Below are 17,636 nucleotides of genomic sequence, written 5' to 3'. Positions count from 1 at the left end.
CCATCTCTCCTTCATGGCAGGGGGATGCTCCGCTTCCCGGTGGGAATGTCGCAGTGGAAGACTTCAGCCAGCAGGCAAACTCATCGGCCTGACGAGGCGTAATGCGAGAACGGTCGATCAGCTGAGGTGGTTCAGGCCGCGTGCGCCTCGGGGCGTTCGACGAGCCGACCGCGTTCGAAGCGGGCTCCGGCCCGCACAAGGGCGACCATGCGGGGTGCGTTCGCAGCTCGCCAGCGGCTCTGGGCGGACTCGACCAGGTTGGCGAACGTCTTGACCGCGGTGGCTGGGTGCCCCTTGTCCTCGGCGCTGTAGATGTCCTGGCTGGCCTTCTTCGCCGCAGGCTGGTCTGACTTCGGGAGACCGTCGAGGCAGTTGGCCATCTTATGAACCCAGCACCGTTGGCGGCGGGTTTCCGGGAAGACGTCGCGGTGCGTGAGGGTGTTCTTCCTCGATGACTACGAGCGTTGCGCCCGGCCGGTACCGGGCCTGCTCGCGATCCTGCTCCTCATCGTCCACTTCGCCGTCCTGGGACTGCGTCAGATACGGGCGGTTTCCTACGTCACCGGGACCCGGGGGAAAACACGCAAGCGGGCCATGTATGGCCGAGCCTCGTTTCGAACTCCTCCGGACCCGCATCCTCGAAAACGGTTCGGGATGCAGTTGCGTGAACGAGTCACATGCTCAGCCACGCCGGGGGTAGTCCGGCGGCATCTGAGCACGATGACCTCCGTGGATCAGGGACTCGCGGGGGTGTTAGACACCGTCTTGTTCGTGGTCGGTGGAGAGGGCGATGTGCCGGGAGGCGTCCATGTCCTTGCGGAAGGTATCCAGTTTGGCGTCGAAGGCCTGCAGGGTGTCGGCTCCGAGGGGGAGGCGCAGGGGCGGCTCGGGGGTGCCGGCCATCTCGACGATGGCACGGGCGGCTTTGACGGGGTCGCCGGGCTGGGCGTGGTTGAGGCTCGCGGCGGCCGTGCGCATCGCGCCGACGGTGGGCGCGTAGTCGTCGATGGCGGCGGGGCCGGTGTGCAGGCTGGCGGGGTCGAGGAAGTCGGTGCGGAAGAAGCCCGGTTCCACGAGGGTCACATGGATGCCGAGGGGGGCCAGTTCGGTGTGGAGGGTCTCGGTGAAGCCTTCGACGGCGAACTTCGTGGAGGCGTAGATGCCCCATCCCGGCGCGGTGGCGAAGCCGACGATGGAGCTGATGTTGATGACGTGGCCGGAGCGCTGACGGCGCAGGACCGGCAGTGCGGCGCGCTGTACGGCGAGCGGGCCGAACACGTTGGTCTCGTACACCGCTCGGACCGTGGCGTCGTCGGACTCTTCGACGGCGGCGAGTAGTCCGGTGCCGGCGTTGTTGACCAGGACGTCGATCCGGCCGAACCGTTCGATGGCCGCGTCGACGGCCGTCCGGATGCTCTGCGGGTCGGTCACGTCCAGCGAAACGGCAAGCAGCGCGTCGCCGGCGTCGGGGAACTGCTCGCGGACGGTGTCGGGCTTCCGCGCGGTCGCGACCACCTGATGGCCGGCCGCGAGGGCGGCACGGGTGATCTCCAGGCCGAAGCCCCGGGACGATCCAGTGACGAACCAGATGCTCATGTTGTCTTCTCCAGCGTTCAGATGGTGGTGGGCAGGTCGAAGGCCGCGCGGTTCTGCGCGATGAAGGTCTCGACGTCGAGGGGGTCGCTGCCGCCGATCGTCTTCACGAGGTCGTTGGTGCCGGCGAAGACGCCGTTGCGGTAGTCGACGGCCACGGCGAGCAGGTGCTGGATCAGGTGGTCGGGCGCGCCGCGCCCGCGCAGGATGGCGGCGAACTCGTCGAGTTCGATGGGCACGTAGGCGACCTCGCGGTCCAGCGCCCGCGACATCCTCTCGGCGATCTCGTAGTGGTTGAGCTCCTCGGCTCCGTACAGCGGGTAGATCTGGCCGGCGTGCGGGGCGGGGTCCTCCAGGATGGCCGCGATCACCTTGGCCTGGTCGCTTTCGGCGATGGGGGCGTGGCGTCCGTCGGCGAACGGCAGGCGCAGTTCGCCGGTGCCGTCGGCCCAGGTGTCGATCAGCCACTGGGCGAAGAACGTCGGGCGGATGTGGGTGACGGGCACCAGGGAGCGGTCCAGCACGCGTTCGGCGACCCAGTGCTGGCGTGCCGCGTTGCTGGCGGTGTCGCGGCGGGCGGAGATCTGCGACATGTTCACGATGGCCTGGACCCCGTTCTCCTCCGCCGCCTGGGCCACGTTCGCGGTCGCGTCCATCAGGCCGGGGCGGATCGGATAGGTGAAGTACAGGGCGTCGATGCCCTTGGTCGCCTCCGCCAGGGAGTCCAGGTCGAGGACGTCGCCTTCCACGACGTCCGCTCCGAGGGCGGCGAGCCGCTCGGCGCGCCCGTCGAGGCCGCGGACGAGTGCGCGGACGTGGTGCCCGCGCTGGAGCAGGAGTTCGGTGGTGTGGCCCCCGGTCTTGCCGGTGGCCCCGATCACGAGGAGGTTGCGTTCCATGATGATGATCTCCGTTTCTTGAGAGGGGAGCGGGCGGGAACTCCAGCGTCAGAACTTCGCGTGGGTGTCGCAGAAGATGAGTGACGTGGTGCGATGCCCGTCTTGCAGGAGGCTGTGATCGCGGGCCCGCCCGAGTGGCCGCAGCCCTGTGGTCAGGGTGTACGGCGGGGCCGGAGGGCGAGCAGCGCGGCAGCCGCGGCGAGTCCGGCGCCGGCCTGGACCCACCAGGCGTGGTCGAACCCGGCGGTCGTGGTCTGGGGGGTGAGGGCGACGAGCAGGGCGACGCCCACGGCGCTGCCGATCTGCCGGCTCATGTTGAGTACGGCGCTGCCGGTGGTGGCGCGTTCGGGTGCCAGGGTGCCGGCGGCGGCGAACAGCGGTGCCTGGGCCAGACCGCCGGCCAGGCCGACCAGGATCAGGCCCGGGAACATGCCGCCCCAGTAGTCGGGGGTGGTGTGCACGGCCGCGAGCCAGTATCCGGCGGCGAGTGCCATGGCCAGCGTGCCGGTCACGGCGGGAACGGTGCGTCCGAAACGGCGCTGGAGGGGTCCGGCGTTCATCGCGAAGGCGATCGAGGCCAGGGGCGCCGGGACGATGGAGACACCTGCGCGCAGCGGGCTGAAGTGCCAGACCTCCTGCATGAACAGGGCAGTGCTGAGCAGGACGATGGCGAAGCCGGCGGAGAACAGGAACAGGGCCACGGTGGCGGCGGTGAACGGCCGGCCGGCGAACAGCTGCCTCTCGATCACGGGCGCCTTGGCGCGCAGCGCGCGTTCGACGGTCGCGGCAGCGGCCAGGGCGGCTGCGACGAACAGGGCCAGGGTGCGGATGTCCGTCCAGCCCCACCCGGGTCCCTGGACGGTGGCGAGCACCAGCAGGCTCACGGCCAGCAGCAGTGCGAGGGCGGAGACCGGGTCCGGCAGGTCGGCACCCCTGGGCTGGCGCACCTCGGGCAGCAGCAGCGCACCGGCCACGAGGGTGGCGATGCCGACGGGAACGTTGATCAGGAAGATCCACCGCCAGTCGAGGGTGACGAGCAGACCGCCGACGGGCGGGCCCGCCGAGGCCGCGATCGCGCCCACGCCCGCCCACAGGCCGACCACCAGAGTGTGCCGGCGCCTGGGAAAGCTCGGGTAGAGCAGACCCAGCGAGGTCGGCACGATCATCGCCGCGCCGACGGCCTGGAAAGCGCGGGCGGCGACCAGCACGCCGAGACTCGGCGCGGCGGCCGCGACGGCGGAGGTGAGGGTGAACAGCGCCACTCCGGACAGCAGCATCTTCTTGCGCCCCCACTGGTCCGCGATGCGGCCCGCGGGCACGAGCACGGCGGCGAAGACGATCGCGTAGGCCGACAGCACCCACGACACGCTCGCGACGCCCGCGCCCGGGAACGACCGACCGATCCCGTCGAGGGCGACGTTGACGACGAAGAAGTCGAGCTGCGCCATGAAGGCGACGGCACCCAGCACCGCCATGATGCTCCAGCGGCGCGGGTGGCCGGCGTCGGTGGCGGCCGGAGCCGCACCGGCGGGCCTTGTCGATGCCGCGGCTGCCTGCGGTGAAGCCTGTGTGGACATGGTGTCCGCCCCTCACACGAAAATGGGCTTGCTAGCCCCTTTTTGGGCTCGACCTCATGCAACACCCAAAAAAAGAGGCTGTCAAGCCCATTTTCGTGCTAAGGTCATCCGTATGACCGCAAGCAGCGAAGTGCCGGCCCGGAAGCTGACCCCCAAGGGTCTGGCCACGCGCGAGCGCATCATCGAGGCAGCCGCGGAGCTGATCTACGAACACGGCGCCCAGAACACCAACAACGAGCAGATCCGCGAGGCAGCCGGAGTCAGCGGCTCACAGCTCACGCGCCACTTCCCCACCAAAGAGGCCCTGGTGCGTGCGGTGCTCGCCTGGCAGGCCGACGTCATCGTCGCCCGCCACCAGGCACCAGAGTTGGGCGAGCTGGACAGTTTCGCCGCCCTCCATCAGTGGGCCGACTCCTACATCGCCTCGCAGGACATGCTGCGCGGCGGATGCACGTTCGGCTCTCTGGCCGCCGAGGTCGTCAAGAACGATCCCTCCCACCGGGACGCGGTGGCCGATGGCTTCGAGCGGTGGCAGGCGCTGTTCCGACGCGGCCTGGGCAGGATGCGCGAGCGCGGCGAGCTGCGGCCGGAAGCCGACCCGGCCGCGCTCGCGCACCTGCTCGCAGCCGCATTCCAGGGCGGAGCACTCCTGGACCAGGCGGCCCAGGACAGCACCCCGTTGCGCGACGCACTGTACGGCGCCCTGGCCTACATCGAGTCCTTCGCCGTAAAGGGCTGAACGGCCCGGCACTGGCGGACACTCGGCGGCAGCCGATGGGGGAGCACGCTGCCCGGTGAGGCCGCGGACGGATCCGGACGGCACCCGCCCACAGCTCTACGAAACTCCAAGGACCACCGGCTGGGCCGTCGGGCCCCGAAGGCGAGAGCGACCGCTGCGGGGTGACGGATTTCCTGACAATCAGCGAGTGATGGCCGACGCCCCCCTGGCGGCCCAGCCGGCCCCGACGCGGGTGGCACCGGCCGCCGACGGCGACCGGAATCTGTACATTTGTAAGGGATCACGACTGTCGGTCGTGCGGTTGTAGCCCGTGCTCATGAACCTCGCAGGCGAGGCATTATGTCCGACTTGAGTGCGCCGATCGTGGCCACGTTCCTCGTGTACGTGGCCGTCATGATCGGAACTGGTGTCTGGGCCTACCGCCGTACGCACACCTTCGCCGACTTCGCCCTGGGCGGCCGCAGGCTCCCCGCGTTCGTCGCTGCCCTGTCCGCAGGGGCCAGCGACATGTCCGGCTGGCTGTTCCTGGCGTTCCCCGGCGCGGTGTATGCGGCCGGGATCGGGGCCAGCTGGATCGCGGTCGGCCTGGTGCTCGGTACGTATTTCAACTGGCTGTTCGTCGCGCCGAGGCTGCGCACCTACACGGAGCGCGCCGGGAACGCGGTAAGCCTGTCGGCCTACCTGGAGGAGCGGTTCGAGGACCGCACCCGGATGCTCCGGATGGTCTCGGCTGCGGTGACCCTTGTGTTCTTCACCGTTTACGTCGCCAGTGGGCTGGTAGCCGGCGGGCTGCTGTTCGGGCACATCTTCGGTGCCGGGTTCGGGCTCGGGGTGGCCCTGACCGCCCTGGTGATCGTCGTCTACTCCTGCCTGGGCGGCTTCCTGGCCGTGAGCCTGACGCACGTCATGCAGGCCACGCTGATGTTCCTCGCCCTGCTCGTGCTCCCCGTCGTCGGTATCGCGACGCTGGGCGGCTTCGGTGCGCTTCGTGACGCCCTCGACAGCAGGACGCCCAGCCTGTTGGACATGGGTGCCACGGTCGACTTCGTGAACGGGCGGTGGTCGGGAGGCGGCGGGTCGCTCGGCGCCGTCTCGATCATCTCGTTGCTCTCGTGGGGCCTCGGCTATTTCGGGCAGCCGCACATCCTGGCCCGGTTCATGGGCATCCGCAGTACCAGTGCCGTACCCGCGGCCCGTCGGATCGAGACCGGCTGGGTGGTCGTGGTGCTGGCCGGTGCCACAGTGGTCGGCCTGCTGGGCATCGCGCAGTTCGGCACGCCGCTCCATGACCCGCAGACGGTGTACATCGCTCTGAGCCGGACCCTGTTCAGTCCGTGGGGCGCCGGTGTGCTGCTGATCGCGGTGCTCGCCGCGATCATCTCGACCGCGGACAGTCAGCTTCTCGTGTCGTCCGTCGCCCTCACGGAGGACTTCTACCACGCGTTCCTCAAGCGGCGCGCCTCGGACGAGGCACTGGTGTGGGTGGGTCGCGCCGCCGTCGTCCTCGTGACCCTCGTGGCCTCCGTGATCGCGCTCAGGGGCGGCGGGCTGCTGGGGATCGTGGGGTACGCCTGGGCGGGCTTCGGGGCCGCATTCGGCCCGGTGGTCCTGCTCTCGCTGTACTGGCCGCGCATGACCTGGGCAGGGGCCATGGCCGGGATCGTGTCCGGCGCAGTCACGGTGCTCCTGTGGCGTGTGGTCAAGCCGCTGCACGGCCCCTTCTGGTCGGGCGTCTACGAGATGATTCCGGGCGTCCTGGTCGCCACGGTCGCGGCACTGATCTTCGGCAGATTCGTTGGCCGGCCCCCGAAACGGGCCTTCTGGCGGATGCCTGGCGGCGGGGTGAGCCAGCTGATGCTCACACCCTTCCTCAGCCACGCACCGGTCGGTATCGCCGTCCTCGACACGGATCTGCGGTACGTCTGGGTGAACGAGCCACTGGCCCGCCAGATCCCCCTCGAACGGCGGCTGGGACGGCGGATGGCGGAGGTCCTGCCGCAAGCCGAGGCCGATGCCTTCGAGGAGCAGATGCGCGAGGTTCTTCGCACCGGTGCTCCGGTGATGGACTACGAGTACCGAGGTGCCGACTACGCGGTGCACGATCGGAGTCGCGCGATCTCCGCCTCCTTCTTCGCGATGAAGGACCGCCACGACCGGACCGTCGGCATCTGGTACATGATCATCGACGTCACCGAGCGATGGCGGGCCCAGGAACGCCTGGCCCTGCTCAACGACGCCGCCGCCCGTATCGGAAGCACCCTGGACGTGACGCGGACCGCGCAGGAACTGACCGACGACGCTGTGCCGGCCGTCGCCGACTTCGTCGCCGTCGATCTGCTGGACTCGGTCATGAGGGGTGAGGAGCCGGCACCCGGGCCGATCGGCATGGCGCCCGTCATCCGACGCGCGGCGCAGCAGTCGGTACGCGAGGGCTGTCCCGAGGCATCCCTGTCCGTGGGGGAGACGGTCCGGCGAGCCCCGTCGTCGCCCGTGACCCGCTGCCTGATGGAGAGCAGGACCCTGGTCGAACGGGTCTTGGACCGCACCAACAGTCCGTGGGTGACCGTGGACGAGACGCTGGGCGCCTCGTTCCTGGACTACGACTTCCGCTCGGCGATGGTGGTCCCCGTGCGGGCACGCGGCGTCACCCTGGGCGTGGCGACCTTCGCACGATCACGGAGGCTGGGGCCCTTCGAGGATGACGACGTACGTCTGGCCGAGGAACTCGTCTCCCGTGCGGCGGTGTGCATCGACAACGCACGCCGTTTCACCCGCGAACGCACCGCAGCCCGCTCCATGCAGCGCTACCTGCTTCCGCAAGACCTGACGGGAGGGTCCGCTCTCGCGGTGGCGTCGTGGTACCTCCCGGCCGATGCCCCCAGCGGTGTGGGCGGCGACTGGTTCGACGTGATCCCGCTCTCCGGGGCAAGGGTCGCGCTGGTCGTCGGGGACGTGGCCGGGCACGGCATCAACGCGGCGGCGACGATGGGGCGCCTGCGCGTTGCGGTACGCACGCTCGCCAACCTCGACCTCTCTCCGGACGAACTGCTGGCCCACCTGGACGATCTGGTCATCGGCCTCATGGGAGCGCACGACATCGATGCGCCGTTGGCGGCCGAGGGTGAGGCGACGGGCACCGCGTTCCTCGGCGCCACCTGCCTGTACGCCGTCTACGACCCGGTCAGCAGGCGGTGCACCATGGCCCGGGCCGGTCACCTCCCCCCGATGATCGTCGCTCCCGACGGCGCCGCCGACATTCTGGACCTGCCCGCCGGACCACCGCTCGGCCTCGGCTACCTCCCCTTCGAGTCCATCGAGACCGAGCTGGAAGACGGCAGCCTCATCGCCCTCTACACCGACGGCCTCATCGAGTCCGTCGACCGGGACATCGACGTCGGGCTCTCCCGGCTGGGCGATGCCCTCACGGCGCCCCCGGCGACCCTGACGGGGACCGGCGAACGAGTGATCGACAGCCTGCTGACGGGTCCGCCTGCCGACGACGCGGCCCTGCTTCTCGCCCGGACCCGGGTCCTGGCCCCGGACCGCGTCGCTTCCTGGGACCTGCCCAGCGATCCGGCCACCGTCGCGCACGCCCGCGACCTCGCGGCTCAGAAGCTGACGGAGTGGGGCATCCCCGATCTGACGTTCACCACGGAACTCATCGTCAGCGAACTGGTGACCAACGCCATCCGCCACGCGACCGGACCGGTCTGCCTGCGCCTTATCCGGGACCGCGGCCTGATCTGCGAAGTCTCCGACGCCAGCAGCACCTCGCCCCGCCTGCGCCACGCACGTACCACCGACGAGGGGGGACGAGGCCTGCTGATCGTTGCCCAGGTGGCCCGCCGGTGGGGCACTCGTTACACGAAGACCGGCAAGATCATCTGGACGGAGCAGGTCATTGCGGCCGACGCGATCGACTAGATGATCAATTCCAAGGGATGCCTGCGGAGGGTGTGGGGCGGGCGGCGGCCGAAGCCACCGCGGGACGGTCAGGCGGCGGGCTGCCGGCTCTGTTTGTCGAGGTGGCAGCGGGCGGTCAGGCGTCAGGGTCGACTTCGGGGTGCGTGAACCGCACGGGCTTACCCAGCGACCGGGCGTAGGCGATTTCGGCTCGGGTGCTGTCTCCGATGTAGTCGCCGACTACGAGCACCTCATCAGCGAGCCGGATCTTCGCCCGGTGTAGATCGTCGAGTCGAACCTTCAGCGCCTCGGCCTCGACAGGATCGGACCAAAGTTCGTGCGGCGACTTCATGTCACAGCCCGGTTTGACGACAATCTTTCCGGCTTTGGTCTCCCGCAGATCGGCCTCGTTCATCTCGGTCATGAAGCGGGTGGAGCCGCAGATCACGACGATACGCGGGAGGCTCAACAGCTTCTTCGCGTCGGCGAGCTTCTCCTCGGGGGTGAGCAGTTGCGGGTATGACACTGGTTCCTCCTGGTGGTGTGGTCCAAGGGGTGCCTGCGGAGACGAGAACGAGGGTGTCCAAGATCGTTTTGTGACGAACGACGTGGACACCCTCGCGACAGCACTCTAATGGGCGCCAGTGGCGTGCCCTTCTTCGTGCTGAACTGGCGTTACGGGATGAGTGGCGTCCAGTCGGTTGAGACATTCACCCGCGCGCTGGACCAGGCCTGGGCGGATCAAGCCGCCGCGTGAGGTCGCGGTCTTCCGGGGGCGACGGATGGTGCGCTGGGCCGGGCCGGCGGACTGGCATGCCGGGACGGCCTGCGGGAGATCGGGGCCGTCCTGGCTGGTCGTCAACGCATGGTTGCACGGCAGCACCGAGGGCCGCAGGGCGCGTAGGCTCGCTTGCCCAGTCACTTGCGCCGGACGCCGATCTGCCGGCCCCGGCCGGCGAAGCTCGGCCGGGTGTGCGACTACACCATCCCCGGCGGCCTCGACCGATCGGCGCCGCCATGCCAGTGGCTGAGGTGTACACCTCGGTCGGCCTGGTCGTGGGGCATACGCTCGCTCTGGGAGGGTGACGAAACGGGGTAGTGACTGAGCGGCTGGTGGCGTGAAGGTGATTGGTTGCCGTACTCTCATACCGGAACTGGTTCCGTTTGTGAGTCGCGGCATGAAGGGGGTCGGCGTTGACCGGCGACGAGGGGGACACGGCGCGGGCCCGCCGACCGCTGCGGTCCGACGCGCAACGCAATGAGGACCGGGTGCTGGCCGCGGCAGCAGCCGCCTTCGCACGCGAGGGTGTGGCCGCCTCGGTCAAGGACATCGCCCAGGCGGCCGGCGTGGGCGTCGGTACGCTCTACCGCCGCTTCCCGTCCAAGGAACTGCTGATCGCGGCTATCTACCGACTCGAGGTGCAGCGCCTGTGCGAGGCGGCGCCGGACCTGGCGGCCACGGAACCACCCGTGGACGCGCTGCGGACGTGGATGGAGCGTTTCATCGACTTCATGGCCACCAAGCAGGGGATGGCCGAGGCGCTGCGCGTGGTGCTGACCGACGACAGCGAAAAGCTGCAGACCCGGGCCATGCTCGCCGGCGCCATCGACCACCTGCTCACACCGGCGGGGGGCCCGTCGGCGGCGCGGCCGGGAATCGAGGCCCAGGACATACTGATGGCTCTCGGCGGGATCAGCCTCATGGCCGGCAACGAGGACCAGCGTGAACTGGCCACCCGGCTCATCGATATGCTCCTGCACGGCATCGTGGCATGAGGTAGTCCTCAGGCCCTGCCGGGCTGGATTCCGCAAGCGGGCCGGGCGGCGCGGAGACGATCACGGAAACGTGGCGCAGCGGCCCGTCTGACACCGGTGTCCTCAAGCCGCCGGACAACCTGGCGCGATGACGCTGTGAGCCGCACCCGCCGAAGGGACCGACGGCCCCATGCCTGGGGCACCCCGGGACAGCAGCACCCCACGGCACACCGTCGACCGCGTGGGCGATCGGACACGTGATGGCGACGGCGACCGTGGGCTGCGGTGGTGCGCGCGGATACGGCACCGGACGTCGCCGGCCGCCGACACCTTGGGCCATGACTGCATGCTCTGCGCCCACCTGGGCTCCGGCGGGAGGGGTGGGCACCACGACCACGGTCCCCGGGAACGGTGCTCCCGCGCGCGCCGTGCGTGAGTCCTCCGCCGGCCCATTGAGCACGCGGGAGCGTTCGCGCCGGGTCGGTGCCGGTGGCCGCCGTGCCATGCGCGGTGCCGAGTTGTGCCGGTCAGGAGATCCCCACGACGGGGTGCGGAACACAGGGTGCCTCGAGTTCGGCCACCTCTTCGTGGGTCAGGCTGACGTCCAGCGAAGCGATTGCGTCCTCGAGGTGGCCGGGCTTGCCGGCACCCGCGACCGGGGCGGAGACCACCGGGTTGCGCAGCAGCCACGCGAGCGCGACCTGGGCCCGGGAGATGTCCCTGGCGGCCGCGAACTTGGCGACCTTCTCCACTACGGCCTTGTCGGCAGCCTCGGTGGCGCCGTACAGGCTGCTGCCGATGGGGTCGGCCGAGGAGCGGTCGGTCACTGTGTCCCAGTCCCGGGTGAGGCGCCCGCGGGCCAGCGGGCTCCACGGGATGACACCGATTCCCTGGTCGGCGCCCAGGGGCAGCATTTCGCGTTCTTCTTCACGGTTGAGCAGGTTGTAGTGGCCCTGCATGGAAACGAAGCGTGCCCACCCGTTCACCTTCTGCAGGTGGAGGGCCTTGCTGAACTGCCAGGCGTACATGGAGGAGGCGCCGATGTCCTCGGGCATGCTCCTCGACGGATGGCCCCGTTCCGGCTCGCCGACGGTCATGCAGCCCAGGCAGATGGGGGAAACGTCGAGGCCGGTTCGCCCGAGCTTCACATATTCCATGATGAGTCACTCTCCGCATATCACCGGCGAGGGAATAGCGGCGGTTTTCACTGTTCTGATGTTGCGTCGGCTGTGCGGCCGCAGGACGGCCTGCGTGACGCGGGTCCCCCGGCCCGGCGACGGACAGGGGGACCCGCGGCACGGCGTCGCCGGGAAGGCGGTCTCCCCAGGGTTTGTCCGTGGGGTGTTACCAGGTCTGCTCGCTGGCGCGCACGAGGATCTCGTTGACGGCGACACGGCGGTTTCGGGTGACGATGTAGGAGACCGCGTCGGCGATGTCCTCGGGACGCAGCAGTTCCATGCCCTCGATCTGACGCTCGATCGCCTGGCGCACACCGTCACGCAGGTGCGAGCTGAGCTCGGTGTCCACGGTGCCGGGCTCGACCACGCTCACCCGCACCCGCTTCTGCATGACCTCCTGCCGCAGCGCCTCGGTGAAGCCGTTGACTCCGAACTTCGTCAGGTTGTAGACAGCCGTCCCGGGCCGGGCCAGTCGGCCCGCGGTCGAGCTGATGTTGACCAGGTCCGCCACCTTCCGCGGCGAGTCCTCCGCGGCGCGCAGCAGGTGCGGCAGCGCGGCATGGGTGACATACAGCAGGCCCTGGACGTTGATCTCGATCATCCGCTCCCACTCCTCGAGAGGAGAGTCCACAGCCTGGCCGACGCCCATGGTGCCGGCATTGTTGACGACCGTGTCCAGGCGGCCCAGCTCGGACACCACGCGCTGCACGGCGGCCGTGGCCTGCTGCTGGTCGGTGATGTCTGCCTCGACCACGAAGGCGGTCCCGCCCTCGGCCTGGATCTTGCCCGCAACCTCCTCCAGCCGCTCGCGCCGCCGCCCGAGAACGGCGACCGCCGCACCCTCCGTGGCAAGGGCGCGTGCGGTCGCCTCGCCGATACCGCTGCTCGCGCCGGTCACCAGCGCCACCGTGTCCTGCAGTTGTCCAGCCATGTGTCATTCCTCCATGTGTTCTGCCCGCAGCCTCGGCAGACGGCGGGTCGTAGCGGTTTTGCGGCCGACGGGCCCGGGGACGGGGTTCCGCCGCGGGTGGGGGCCTTCATGTGCGGCCGGCCCATGTGCGGCGGGACATGCTTTCCATCCGGTCCGGTCGGAACTCGACCCGTGCCGGGCGGCCTGGGCCCGGGATCGTCCCGGGTCTTGGTGCCGCCGATGTGCGGGCGAGCGCTTGAGGGGGTGCTGCCGGTTCAGCGGGTGTGCTGCAGCAGTTCGACGAGGTTGCCCTCGGGGTCGGCGACATAGGCGAAACGGATCCCGGGCCGACGGGCCGGCGCCGGTTGCGAGATGACGCGACCACCGTGGGAGACCGCGGAAGTGATGGCCGTGTGCAGATCGTCCACCGTCAGGGCCCAGTGGAAGTAACCCTGGACACCCGCCCTCTCGAGGGGGTCTGCGAAGTGCTGCGGCGCCGAGCCGGCGCGCTCGGTGAATTCGACCGCGCCGCCGCCGGGGCCGCTGAGCAGAGCCATCCGGACACCGGCGTCGGGAATCTCGGTCCGGAATGTCTCACGGAATCCGAATGCCTCGGCGTAGAAGTGGCTTTGCCGATCCAGGTCGGCGACCGAGAGCCCGATGTGATCGAAGGAGATTGTGGACATCACCTGGTGTTCCCTTCTCGGGTCAGCGGGCCGTGTAGCCGCCGTCGACCGGGAGGGCCGCGCCGGTGACGAAGCTGGACTTGTCGGAGCACAGCCACAGGACGGCGTCGGCGATCTCCTCGGGTTCGGCGATCCGGCCGATCGGATGCGCGGCCACCCGGGCCTCCATCACTTCCGGCGAGCGCCCTTCGGCGATCAGCGGAGTGTTGACCAAGCCGACGACCAGAGCGTTGACCCGGATACCGTCCGGTCCGTAATCCAGGGCGCCCGTCCGAGTCAGTCCGATGACACCGTGCTTGGCCGCGGTGTACCCGGCGAAACCCGGCACTCCGACGACGCTCGCCCCGGATCCGACGTTGACGATGGAACCGAAGCCCTGGGTCTGCATCTGGCGCAGCTGGTATTTCATCGACAGGAACGTTCCCCGCAGGTCGGTGGCGATCATGCGGTCGAAGGTCTCCACGGGGTAGTCCGCCAACTTGCGAAGATCGTCGCCGCCGCTGATCCCGGCACTGTTGACACCGAAATCCAGCTTCTCGGAGTCACCGACCGCCACTTGGACCGCGTGCGCAATGGACTGCTCGTCGCCGACATCGCACTTCACCAGGCGGGCGGTGCCACCGGCGTCGGTGATCGTGCGCACGGTCTCTTCCAGGGTGGACACCGTGCGCCCGGCGACTGTCACGGTGCAGCCGGCCGCTGCAAGGGCGAGCGCCGCGGCCCGGCCGATACCGGTTCCACCGCCGGTGACCAGCGCCGTGGTGCCCTCGAGAAACTGATCCATGGTCTTTCGCCTGTCTTCTCTGCTAGTCCTGTCCGAGCGGCGTAGCTCTGCTCGGGCCTGGTAGGAGGGCGGTACCGGGGCGGTCGTGTCAGCGACGACGGGCACGCCACCGGAGACCCGCCTGCAGCCTTCTCAGGGGCCTGCGAGTGTGTCTTCCTTGGTCGGCTTCGGAGCCGAAACAGGAGTTGGAGTCAGTCCTGCCTGGCATTCGCCGACGAACGGCCCGGGTACGGGCCGACCACCAAGAAGCCCGGTGCGCGGTAGTCTCGTATCCGGAATCGGTTCCGATTAGACGATAAGCGGAACTGGTTCCGGTTGCAAGTGTGAGGTACGGGCAGCGTTCGACCGGCAGTGGCAAGGGCATTGCCACGCGGATGGGCAGCTGCTCCTGCGACGGTGAAGGACCGTCGCACAACGCACTGGGGATCGGCTGTTTACCGGCGCACCTGCACGGCCTCGATTCCCCGGGGCCCGAGGGCCAGGCGCCCCGTTTCGGGGCCGCGAGAAAGGTAGCGGTGCCGGGGATTCCGCACCTTCTACGCACGCGTCCCTGAAGCAGCCGTCGCGGGATCAGCTCAGGCGTGACGGAGGACAGAGAGGCCCCCGCTCCCTTCACGGACAGGTCAGGCAGCGCCGTGGTGGTCGGTCACGATCGCTGGGGTCTGCTCCGGGAGCACCTGCTCCGTCGATACGGTCTTGCCGCCGGTGTCGGAGGTGTAACGGACACCCCAATCCTCGCTGAGTTGCCCGGAGATGAATGGGCCACGGCCACCCTCGTCCGCCGTGCGGGCGTGGCGCAGGTGCGGTGAGGAGGCGCTGTTGTCGTGGACCTCGCAGGTCAGCCTGCCGTCTTTGATCAGGCGCAGTTGCACGGGCGGGGCACCGTAACGGATCGCGTTGGTCACCAACTCGCTGACGATCAACTCGGTTGTGTACGTGGTCTCGTCGTGGACTCCCCAGGTTCCGAGCTGGCGTCGCGCGCCCGCCCGAGCCTGACCCACGGCTTCCGGCCGGCTCTCCAGGTCCCAGGTGGCGACCTGGTCGGAAGGGAAGCCGCCGACGCGGGCAAGGAGGAGGACTGCATCGCCAGTGGGGGCATCGTCGGGGTGGGTTTGACCAGGCTTGTCGCGGGCCGTCCCACGACCTCGCCCGCGGTGTGCCCCAGTAGTTCCTCCGCGTGGCGGCTCCACTCCGCCACGACTCCCGCGCCGTCGATGACCATCAGCGGAGCATCGCTTGCCACGGCGACCACCACCGCCACCAGTCTGTCCAAGGACGTGGGTTTTGGCAGTTCTCGTCGGTGCAGGTCGCGGAAGTACATCTCGTCAGGCCCTCGGCCAGGATCGATCGGAGCTGGGCTTCGGCGGCGCCGGCTTCCTGGGCGGCGAAGAGCCGGGCGGCGCAAGTAGCTCGGGGAGTGAACGGCGTGCGGCTCGAAGAACCCAGTCGGTCACCTGCCGGTGATCACGCCACCTACTTCGCCCGGACAGGTCCTGGCCAGACCTCTCGCGAGTGTGCACGGGCGGTGACGCGGGGTATGGCAGCAGGTTGCCCTGCGGCATGACGTAGGTCACAGCGGCAGGTTTTGGCGCTCTCACGTGTAAGAAACGGGTCGCTGCACGCATTGCTTGGTGAGAGAGCCGAGATGAAGGGAGGGCGTGTGACACCTGTCGAGCGCTTTCGGGGTGTCTACGAGGAGTGCTACCCGCGCGTCCTTGCCTATGCCACGAGCCTGGTCGGACGTGAGGTGGGAGAGGACATCACCAGCGAGACGTTCACGGTCGCCTGGCGGCGGATGCGCGACCTTCCTCACCCGGCACTGCCGTGGCTTCTCGGCGTGGCCCGCAACCTGGTGCGCGAACTGCGCCGCCGGGACGCGCACCAATACCTCCTCGCCACCGAGGAAGCACAGCGCATCACCAGTGGGGCCGAGACCCACGTCCGTGACATCGCTGCAGTGGTCACCGACCGGCACATCGCGCTGCAGGCCCTCGCGAGCCTGCCGGAGGCCGACCGGGAACTGCTGACTCTGCTCGCTTGGCACGGTTTGAGCGCCAAGGAGGCCGCCCGGGTTCTGGGCTGCACCACCGCGACGCTGACCGTCCGCCTGTACCGAGCCCGCCGCCGTCTGGAGAAGGCCCTGGAGACGGCGCAGGCCTCAGAGGCGATGTCGGCCGCTTCCTCGGAGACCGCACTTCCCACCACCCACCAAGGAGCCCCTGCGTGAAGAACAGCGCCAAGCGGTCCCAGCGGCCCGACGTCATGAAGGTGCTCGCGGACGCACGGCCCGACGGACTGAATCCGTCCCTGCCGGCAGATCCGGCACGGCAACAGCAGGACTTCGCTCGCATCGTCACCGAGGCGGCGGACGTCTGCGCGGCGAACCTCGCCGCACCGCGCCGCAGAAGCGGCTTCCGCCCCCTGGGAGCAGTGGCCCTCACCGCTGTGGCGGCGTCCGTGGTGGTGGCCGTGGGCACGATCGACTGGCAGGGGTCGGCCGACCGGCCGACCGCACAGGCGCGATCGTCCGCCCTGTCGCAGGCGCCCAGCTCCGGGGCGGACATCCGCGTCGACGGCCACATCGAACTGCTCAGTGCGGCCACGCACGCGGAATCGTTGCCCGCCGAGGGAACGTACTGGCAGACCACCACGCAATCGCGGCACGTGGACGTCGCCGAGGCGAACGGGCAGCTCATGGCCGTGAGCAGCACAGGAACCGACCAGTGGTCGGTGGGAGTACGGCCCGGAACGAAGAGCCGGATGGTCTCTGGAGAGAACTCCGTGACCGAGCCCATGACGGCGGCGGACAGGGAACGCTGGAAGGCCGCCGGCGCGCCCCACACGGTCGTGGCCGAGATCATGAACGCGTCCGGAAACGCCAAGATCGCCTACACCATCGGAGCCGGCCGCCCGATGGTCATGCGGACGAGCCTCGACGACAAGATCTACGCCGTCGGCCCGAACAACGTCTCCTACAAGGACCTGCGCGCACTGCCCTCCACGACCGCCGGACTGCGCCGCTACCTGGAAGCGCTGTACGCGCAGGACAACGGGGCCGACGGCGGCACGTCCGGCCGCAGCGCCTGGATGCTGCGCCAGGCGGGCAACCTCATCACGATGCCCGTGAAGCCCGGCGTCCGGGCGGCGGCCTACCGTGTGATGGCCGACCTGCCCGGGGTCCGGGTGATCGGGCATGTCACCGACCCGCTGGGCCGGGAGGGTGTCGGAGTCGAGTTCCCCAAGGCCTATCCGACGCCGTTGGGGACCACCAGGGAGCGGCTGGTCGTCGACCCGTCCACCGGCGCGATGCTCAGCGACCAGACGCTGCTGCTCGAACCCTCCGCCAGGGCCAAGAAGGCAGGTCTCAAGGCCGGTACGACGGTCAGCAACGACGCGACGACCCGTATGGGCTGGGGCGAGCAGCAGATCGCCGTGCCGAAGAACGCCCGCAGCTGAGCCGGAACCGGACCGAACAGCCCTACCAGCAGCACGCCGTGGGGCGGCCGGCCGGCCCCCCGCGAACCCCCCCCCCCCGCCGCGCAGACCCGCCGCGGGTACGACGCGACCGATCTCCGGGGGCGCAGGGATGGCCCCGCCGGGCGGGAGAGCGCA

At 69.5% G+C, this 17,636-nt stretch carries 15 protein-coding genes and 1 pseudogene; 5 read left to right on the top strand and 11 right to left on the bottom strand.

Annotated features, from left to right (window positions below; translation table 11 throughout):
- Positions 1-131 precede the first annotated feature (131 nt).
- The 4 genes and pseudogenes from ABZ642_RS33540 to ABZ642_RS33525 all read right to left on the bottom strand — a co-directional run.
- A pseudogene (locus ABZ642_RS33540) lies at positions 132-425 on the bottom strand (transposase); the annotation flags it as partial.
- A 328-nt stretch (positions 426-753) separates the two neighbouring features.
- Positions 754-1,596, bottom strand: a complete 843-nt coding sequence (locus ABZ642_RS33535; RefSeq protein ID WP_360490891.1) for an oxidoreductase — start codon at positions 1,594-1,596, stop codon at positions 754-756.
- A 17-nt stretch (positions 1,597-1,613) separates the two neighbouring features.
- Complete coding sequence (locus ABZ642_RS33530; protein WP_360490888.1) at positions 1,614-2,492, bottom strand: NAD(P)H-binding protein; 879 nt, start codon at positions 2,490-2,492, stop codon at positions 1,614-1,616.
- Between the two features lie 152 nt (positions 2,493-2,644).
- Entirely contained in the window at positions 2,645-4,069 is a 1,425-nt protein-coding gene (locus ABZ642_RS33525; protein ID WP_360490885.1) for an MFS transporter, read from the bottom strand.
- 112 nt (positions 4,070-4,181) lie between these two features.
- Between ABZ642_RS33525 and ABZ642_RS33520 the strand changes: the two genes are divergently transcribed.
- Together ABZ642_RS33520 and putP are read left to right on the top strand one after the other, a co-directional pair.
- Positions 4,182-4,808 (top strand): TetR/AcrR family transcriptional regulator, encoded by a 627-nt coding sequence (locus tag ABZ642_RS33520; RefSeq protein WP_360490882.1) that lies wholly within the window; start codon positions 4,182-4,184, stop codon positions 4,806-4,808.
- A 339-nt stretch (positions 4,809-5,147) separates the two neighbouring features.
- Positions 5,148-8,732 (top strand): sodium/proline symporter PutP, encoded by a 3,585-nt coding sequence (putP, locus tag ABZ642_RS33515; protein ID WP_360490879.1) that lies wholly within the window; start codon positions 5,148-5,150, stop codon positions 8,730-8,732.
- Positions 8,733-8,847: 115 nt separating this feature from the next.
- Here putP and ABZ642_RS33510 read toward each other — a convergent pair whose 3' ends face one another.
- On the bottom strand, positions 8,848-9,237 hold the full coding sequence (locus tag ABZ642_RS33510; protein ID WP_037743720.1) for a hypothetical protein: 390 nt from the start codon (positions 9,235-9,237) through the stop codon (positions 8,848-8,850).
- 668 nt (positions 9,238-9,905) lie between these two features.
- Here ABZ642_RS33510 and ABZ642_RS33505 point away from each other — a divergent pair.
- Positions 9,906-10,487: a helix-turn-helix domain-containing protein gene (locus ABZ642_RS33505; RefSeq protein WP_360490875.1), complete on the top strand. Its 582-nt coding sequence runs from the start codon at positions 9,906-9,908 to the stop codon at positions 10,485-10,487.
- Between the two features lie 506 nt (positions 10,488-10,993).
- On the opposite strand, the gene ABZ642_RS33500 is transcribed toward ABZ642_RS33505, so the two are convergent.
- From ABZ642_RS33500 to ABZ642_RS33475, 6 genes are all read right to left on the bottom strand, one after another.
- The gene (locus tag ABZ642_RS33500) at positions 10,994-11,623 is read right to left on the bottom strand and encodes an aldo/keto reductase (protein WP_360490872.1); all 630 of its coding nucleotides are present in this window, start codon (positions 11,621-11,623) and stop codon (positions 10,994-10,996) included.
- Positions 11,624-11,810: 187 nt separating this feature from the next.
- On the bottom strand, positions 11,811-12,575 hold the full coding sequence (locus tag ABZ642_RS33495; protein WP_360490869.1) for an SDR family NAD(P)-dependent oxidoreductase: 765 nt from the start codon (positions 12,573-12,575) through the stop codon (positions 11,811-11,813).
- Positions 12,576-12,829: 254 nt separating this feature from the next.
- Positions 12,830-13,240, bottom strand: coding sequence for a VOC family protein (locus ABZ642_RS33490; RefSeq protein ID WP_360490866.1), 411 nt, complete (start codon positions 13,238-13,240; stop codon positions 12,830-12,832).
- 22 nt (positions 13,241-13,262) lie between these two features.
- Positions 13,263-14,129 carry an SDR family oxidoreductase gene (locus tag ABZ642_RS33485; protein ID WP_360490863.1) on the bottom strand — a complete coding sequence of 289 codons (867 nt, stop codon included), beginning with the start codon at positions 14,127-14,129 and terminating at the stop codon, positions 13,263-13,265.
- A gap of 518 nt (positions 14,130-14,647) precedes the next feature.
- Positions 14,648-15,046 (bottom strand): ATP-binding protein, encoded by a 399-nt coding sequence (locus ABZ642_RS33480; RefSeq protein ID WP_360491224.1) that lies wholly within the window; start codon positions 15,044-15,046, stop codon positions 14,648-14,650.
- Positions 14,944-15,345, bottom strand: coding sequence for a PAS domain S-box protein (locus tag ABZ642_RS33475; RefSeq protein WP_360490860.1), 402 nt, complete (start codon positions 15,343-15,345; stop codon positions 14,944-14,946). The genes ABZ642_RS33480 and ABZ642_RS33475 overlap by 103 nt, the downstream gene beginning before the upstream one ends.
- Positions 15,346-15,684: 339 nt before the next feature.
- On the opposite strand from ABZ642_RS33475, the gene ABZ642_RS33470 reads away from it, so the two are divergent.
- A complete protein-coding gene (locus ABZ642_RS33470; protein ID WP_360490857.1) occupies positions 15,685-16,251 on the top strand; it encodes a sigma-70 family RNA polymerase sigma factor in 567 nt (188 codons plus the stop codon).
- Complete coding sequence (locus tag ABZ642_RS33465) at positions 16,248-17,480, top strand: CU044_5270 family protein (protein WP_360490854.1); 1,233 nt, start codon at positions 16,248-16,250, stop codon at positions 17,478-17,480. Before ABZ642_RS33470 ends, ABZ642_RS33465 begins: the two co-directional genes overlap by 4 nt.
- Positions 17,481-17,636 lie beyond the last annotated feature (156 nt).

Source organism: Streptomyces sp. NPDC007157, from assembly GCF_040634235.1.
GTDB lineage: Bacteria > Actinomycetota > Actinomycetes > Streptomycetales > Streptomycetaceae > Streptomyces.
The sequence above is the reverse complement of the archived record's forward strand: the minus strand, read 5'-3'. Positions and strand labels throughout refer to the sequence as shown.

Coding starts and splice junctions, on each gene's coding strand:
- ABZ642_RS33535 (WP_360490891.1), bottom strand. CDS start 1,596: ATGAGCATCTGGTTCGTCACTGGATCGTCCCGGGGCTTCGGCCTGGAG.
- ABZ642_RS33530 (WP_360490888.1), bottom strand. CDS start 2,492: ATGGAACGCAACCTCCTCGTGATCGGGGCCACCGGCAAGACCGGGGGC.
- ABZ642_RS33525 (WP_360490885.1), bottom strand. CDS start 4,069: ATGTCCACACAGGCTTCACCGCAGGCAGCCGCGGCATCGACAAGGCCC.
- ABZ642_RS33520 (WP_360490882.1), top strand. CDS start 4,182: ATGACCGCAAGCAGCGAAGTGCCGGCCCGGAAGCTGACCCCCAAGGGT.
- putP (WP_360490879.1), top strand. CDS start 5,148: ATGTCCGACTTGAGTGCGCCGATCGTGGCCACGTTCCTCGTGTACGTG.
- ABZ642_RS33500 (WP_360490872.1), bottom strand. CDS start 11,623: ATGGAATATGTGAAGCTCGGGCGAACCGGCCTCGACGTTTCCCCCATC.
- ABZ642_RS33495 (WP_360490869.1), bottom strand. CDS start 12,575: ATGGCTGGACAACTGCAGGACACGGTGGCGCTGGTGACCGGCGCGAGC.
- ABZ642_RS33490 (WP_360490866.1), bottom strand. CDS start 13,240: ATGTCCACAATCTCCTTCGATCACATCGGGCTCTCGGTCGCCGACCTG.
- ABZ642_RS33475 (WP_360490860.1), bottom strand. CDS start 15,345: ATGTACTTCCGCGACCTGCACCGACGAGAACTGCCAAAACCCACGTCC.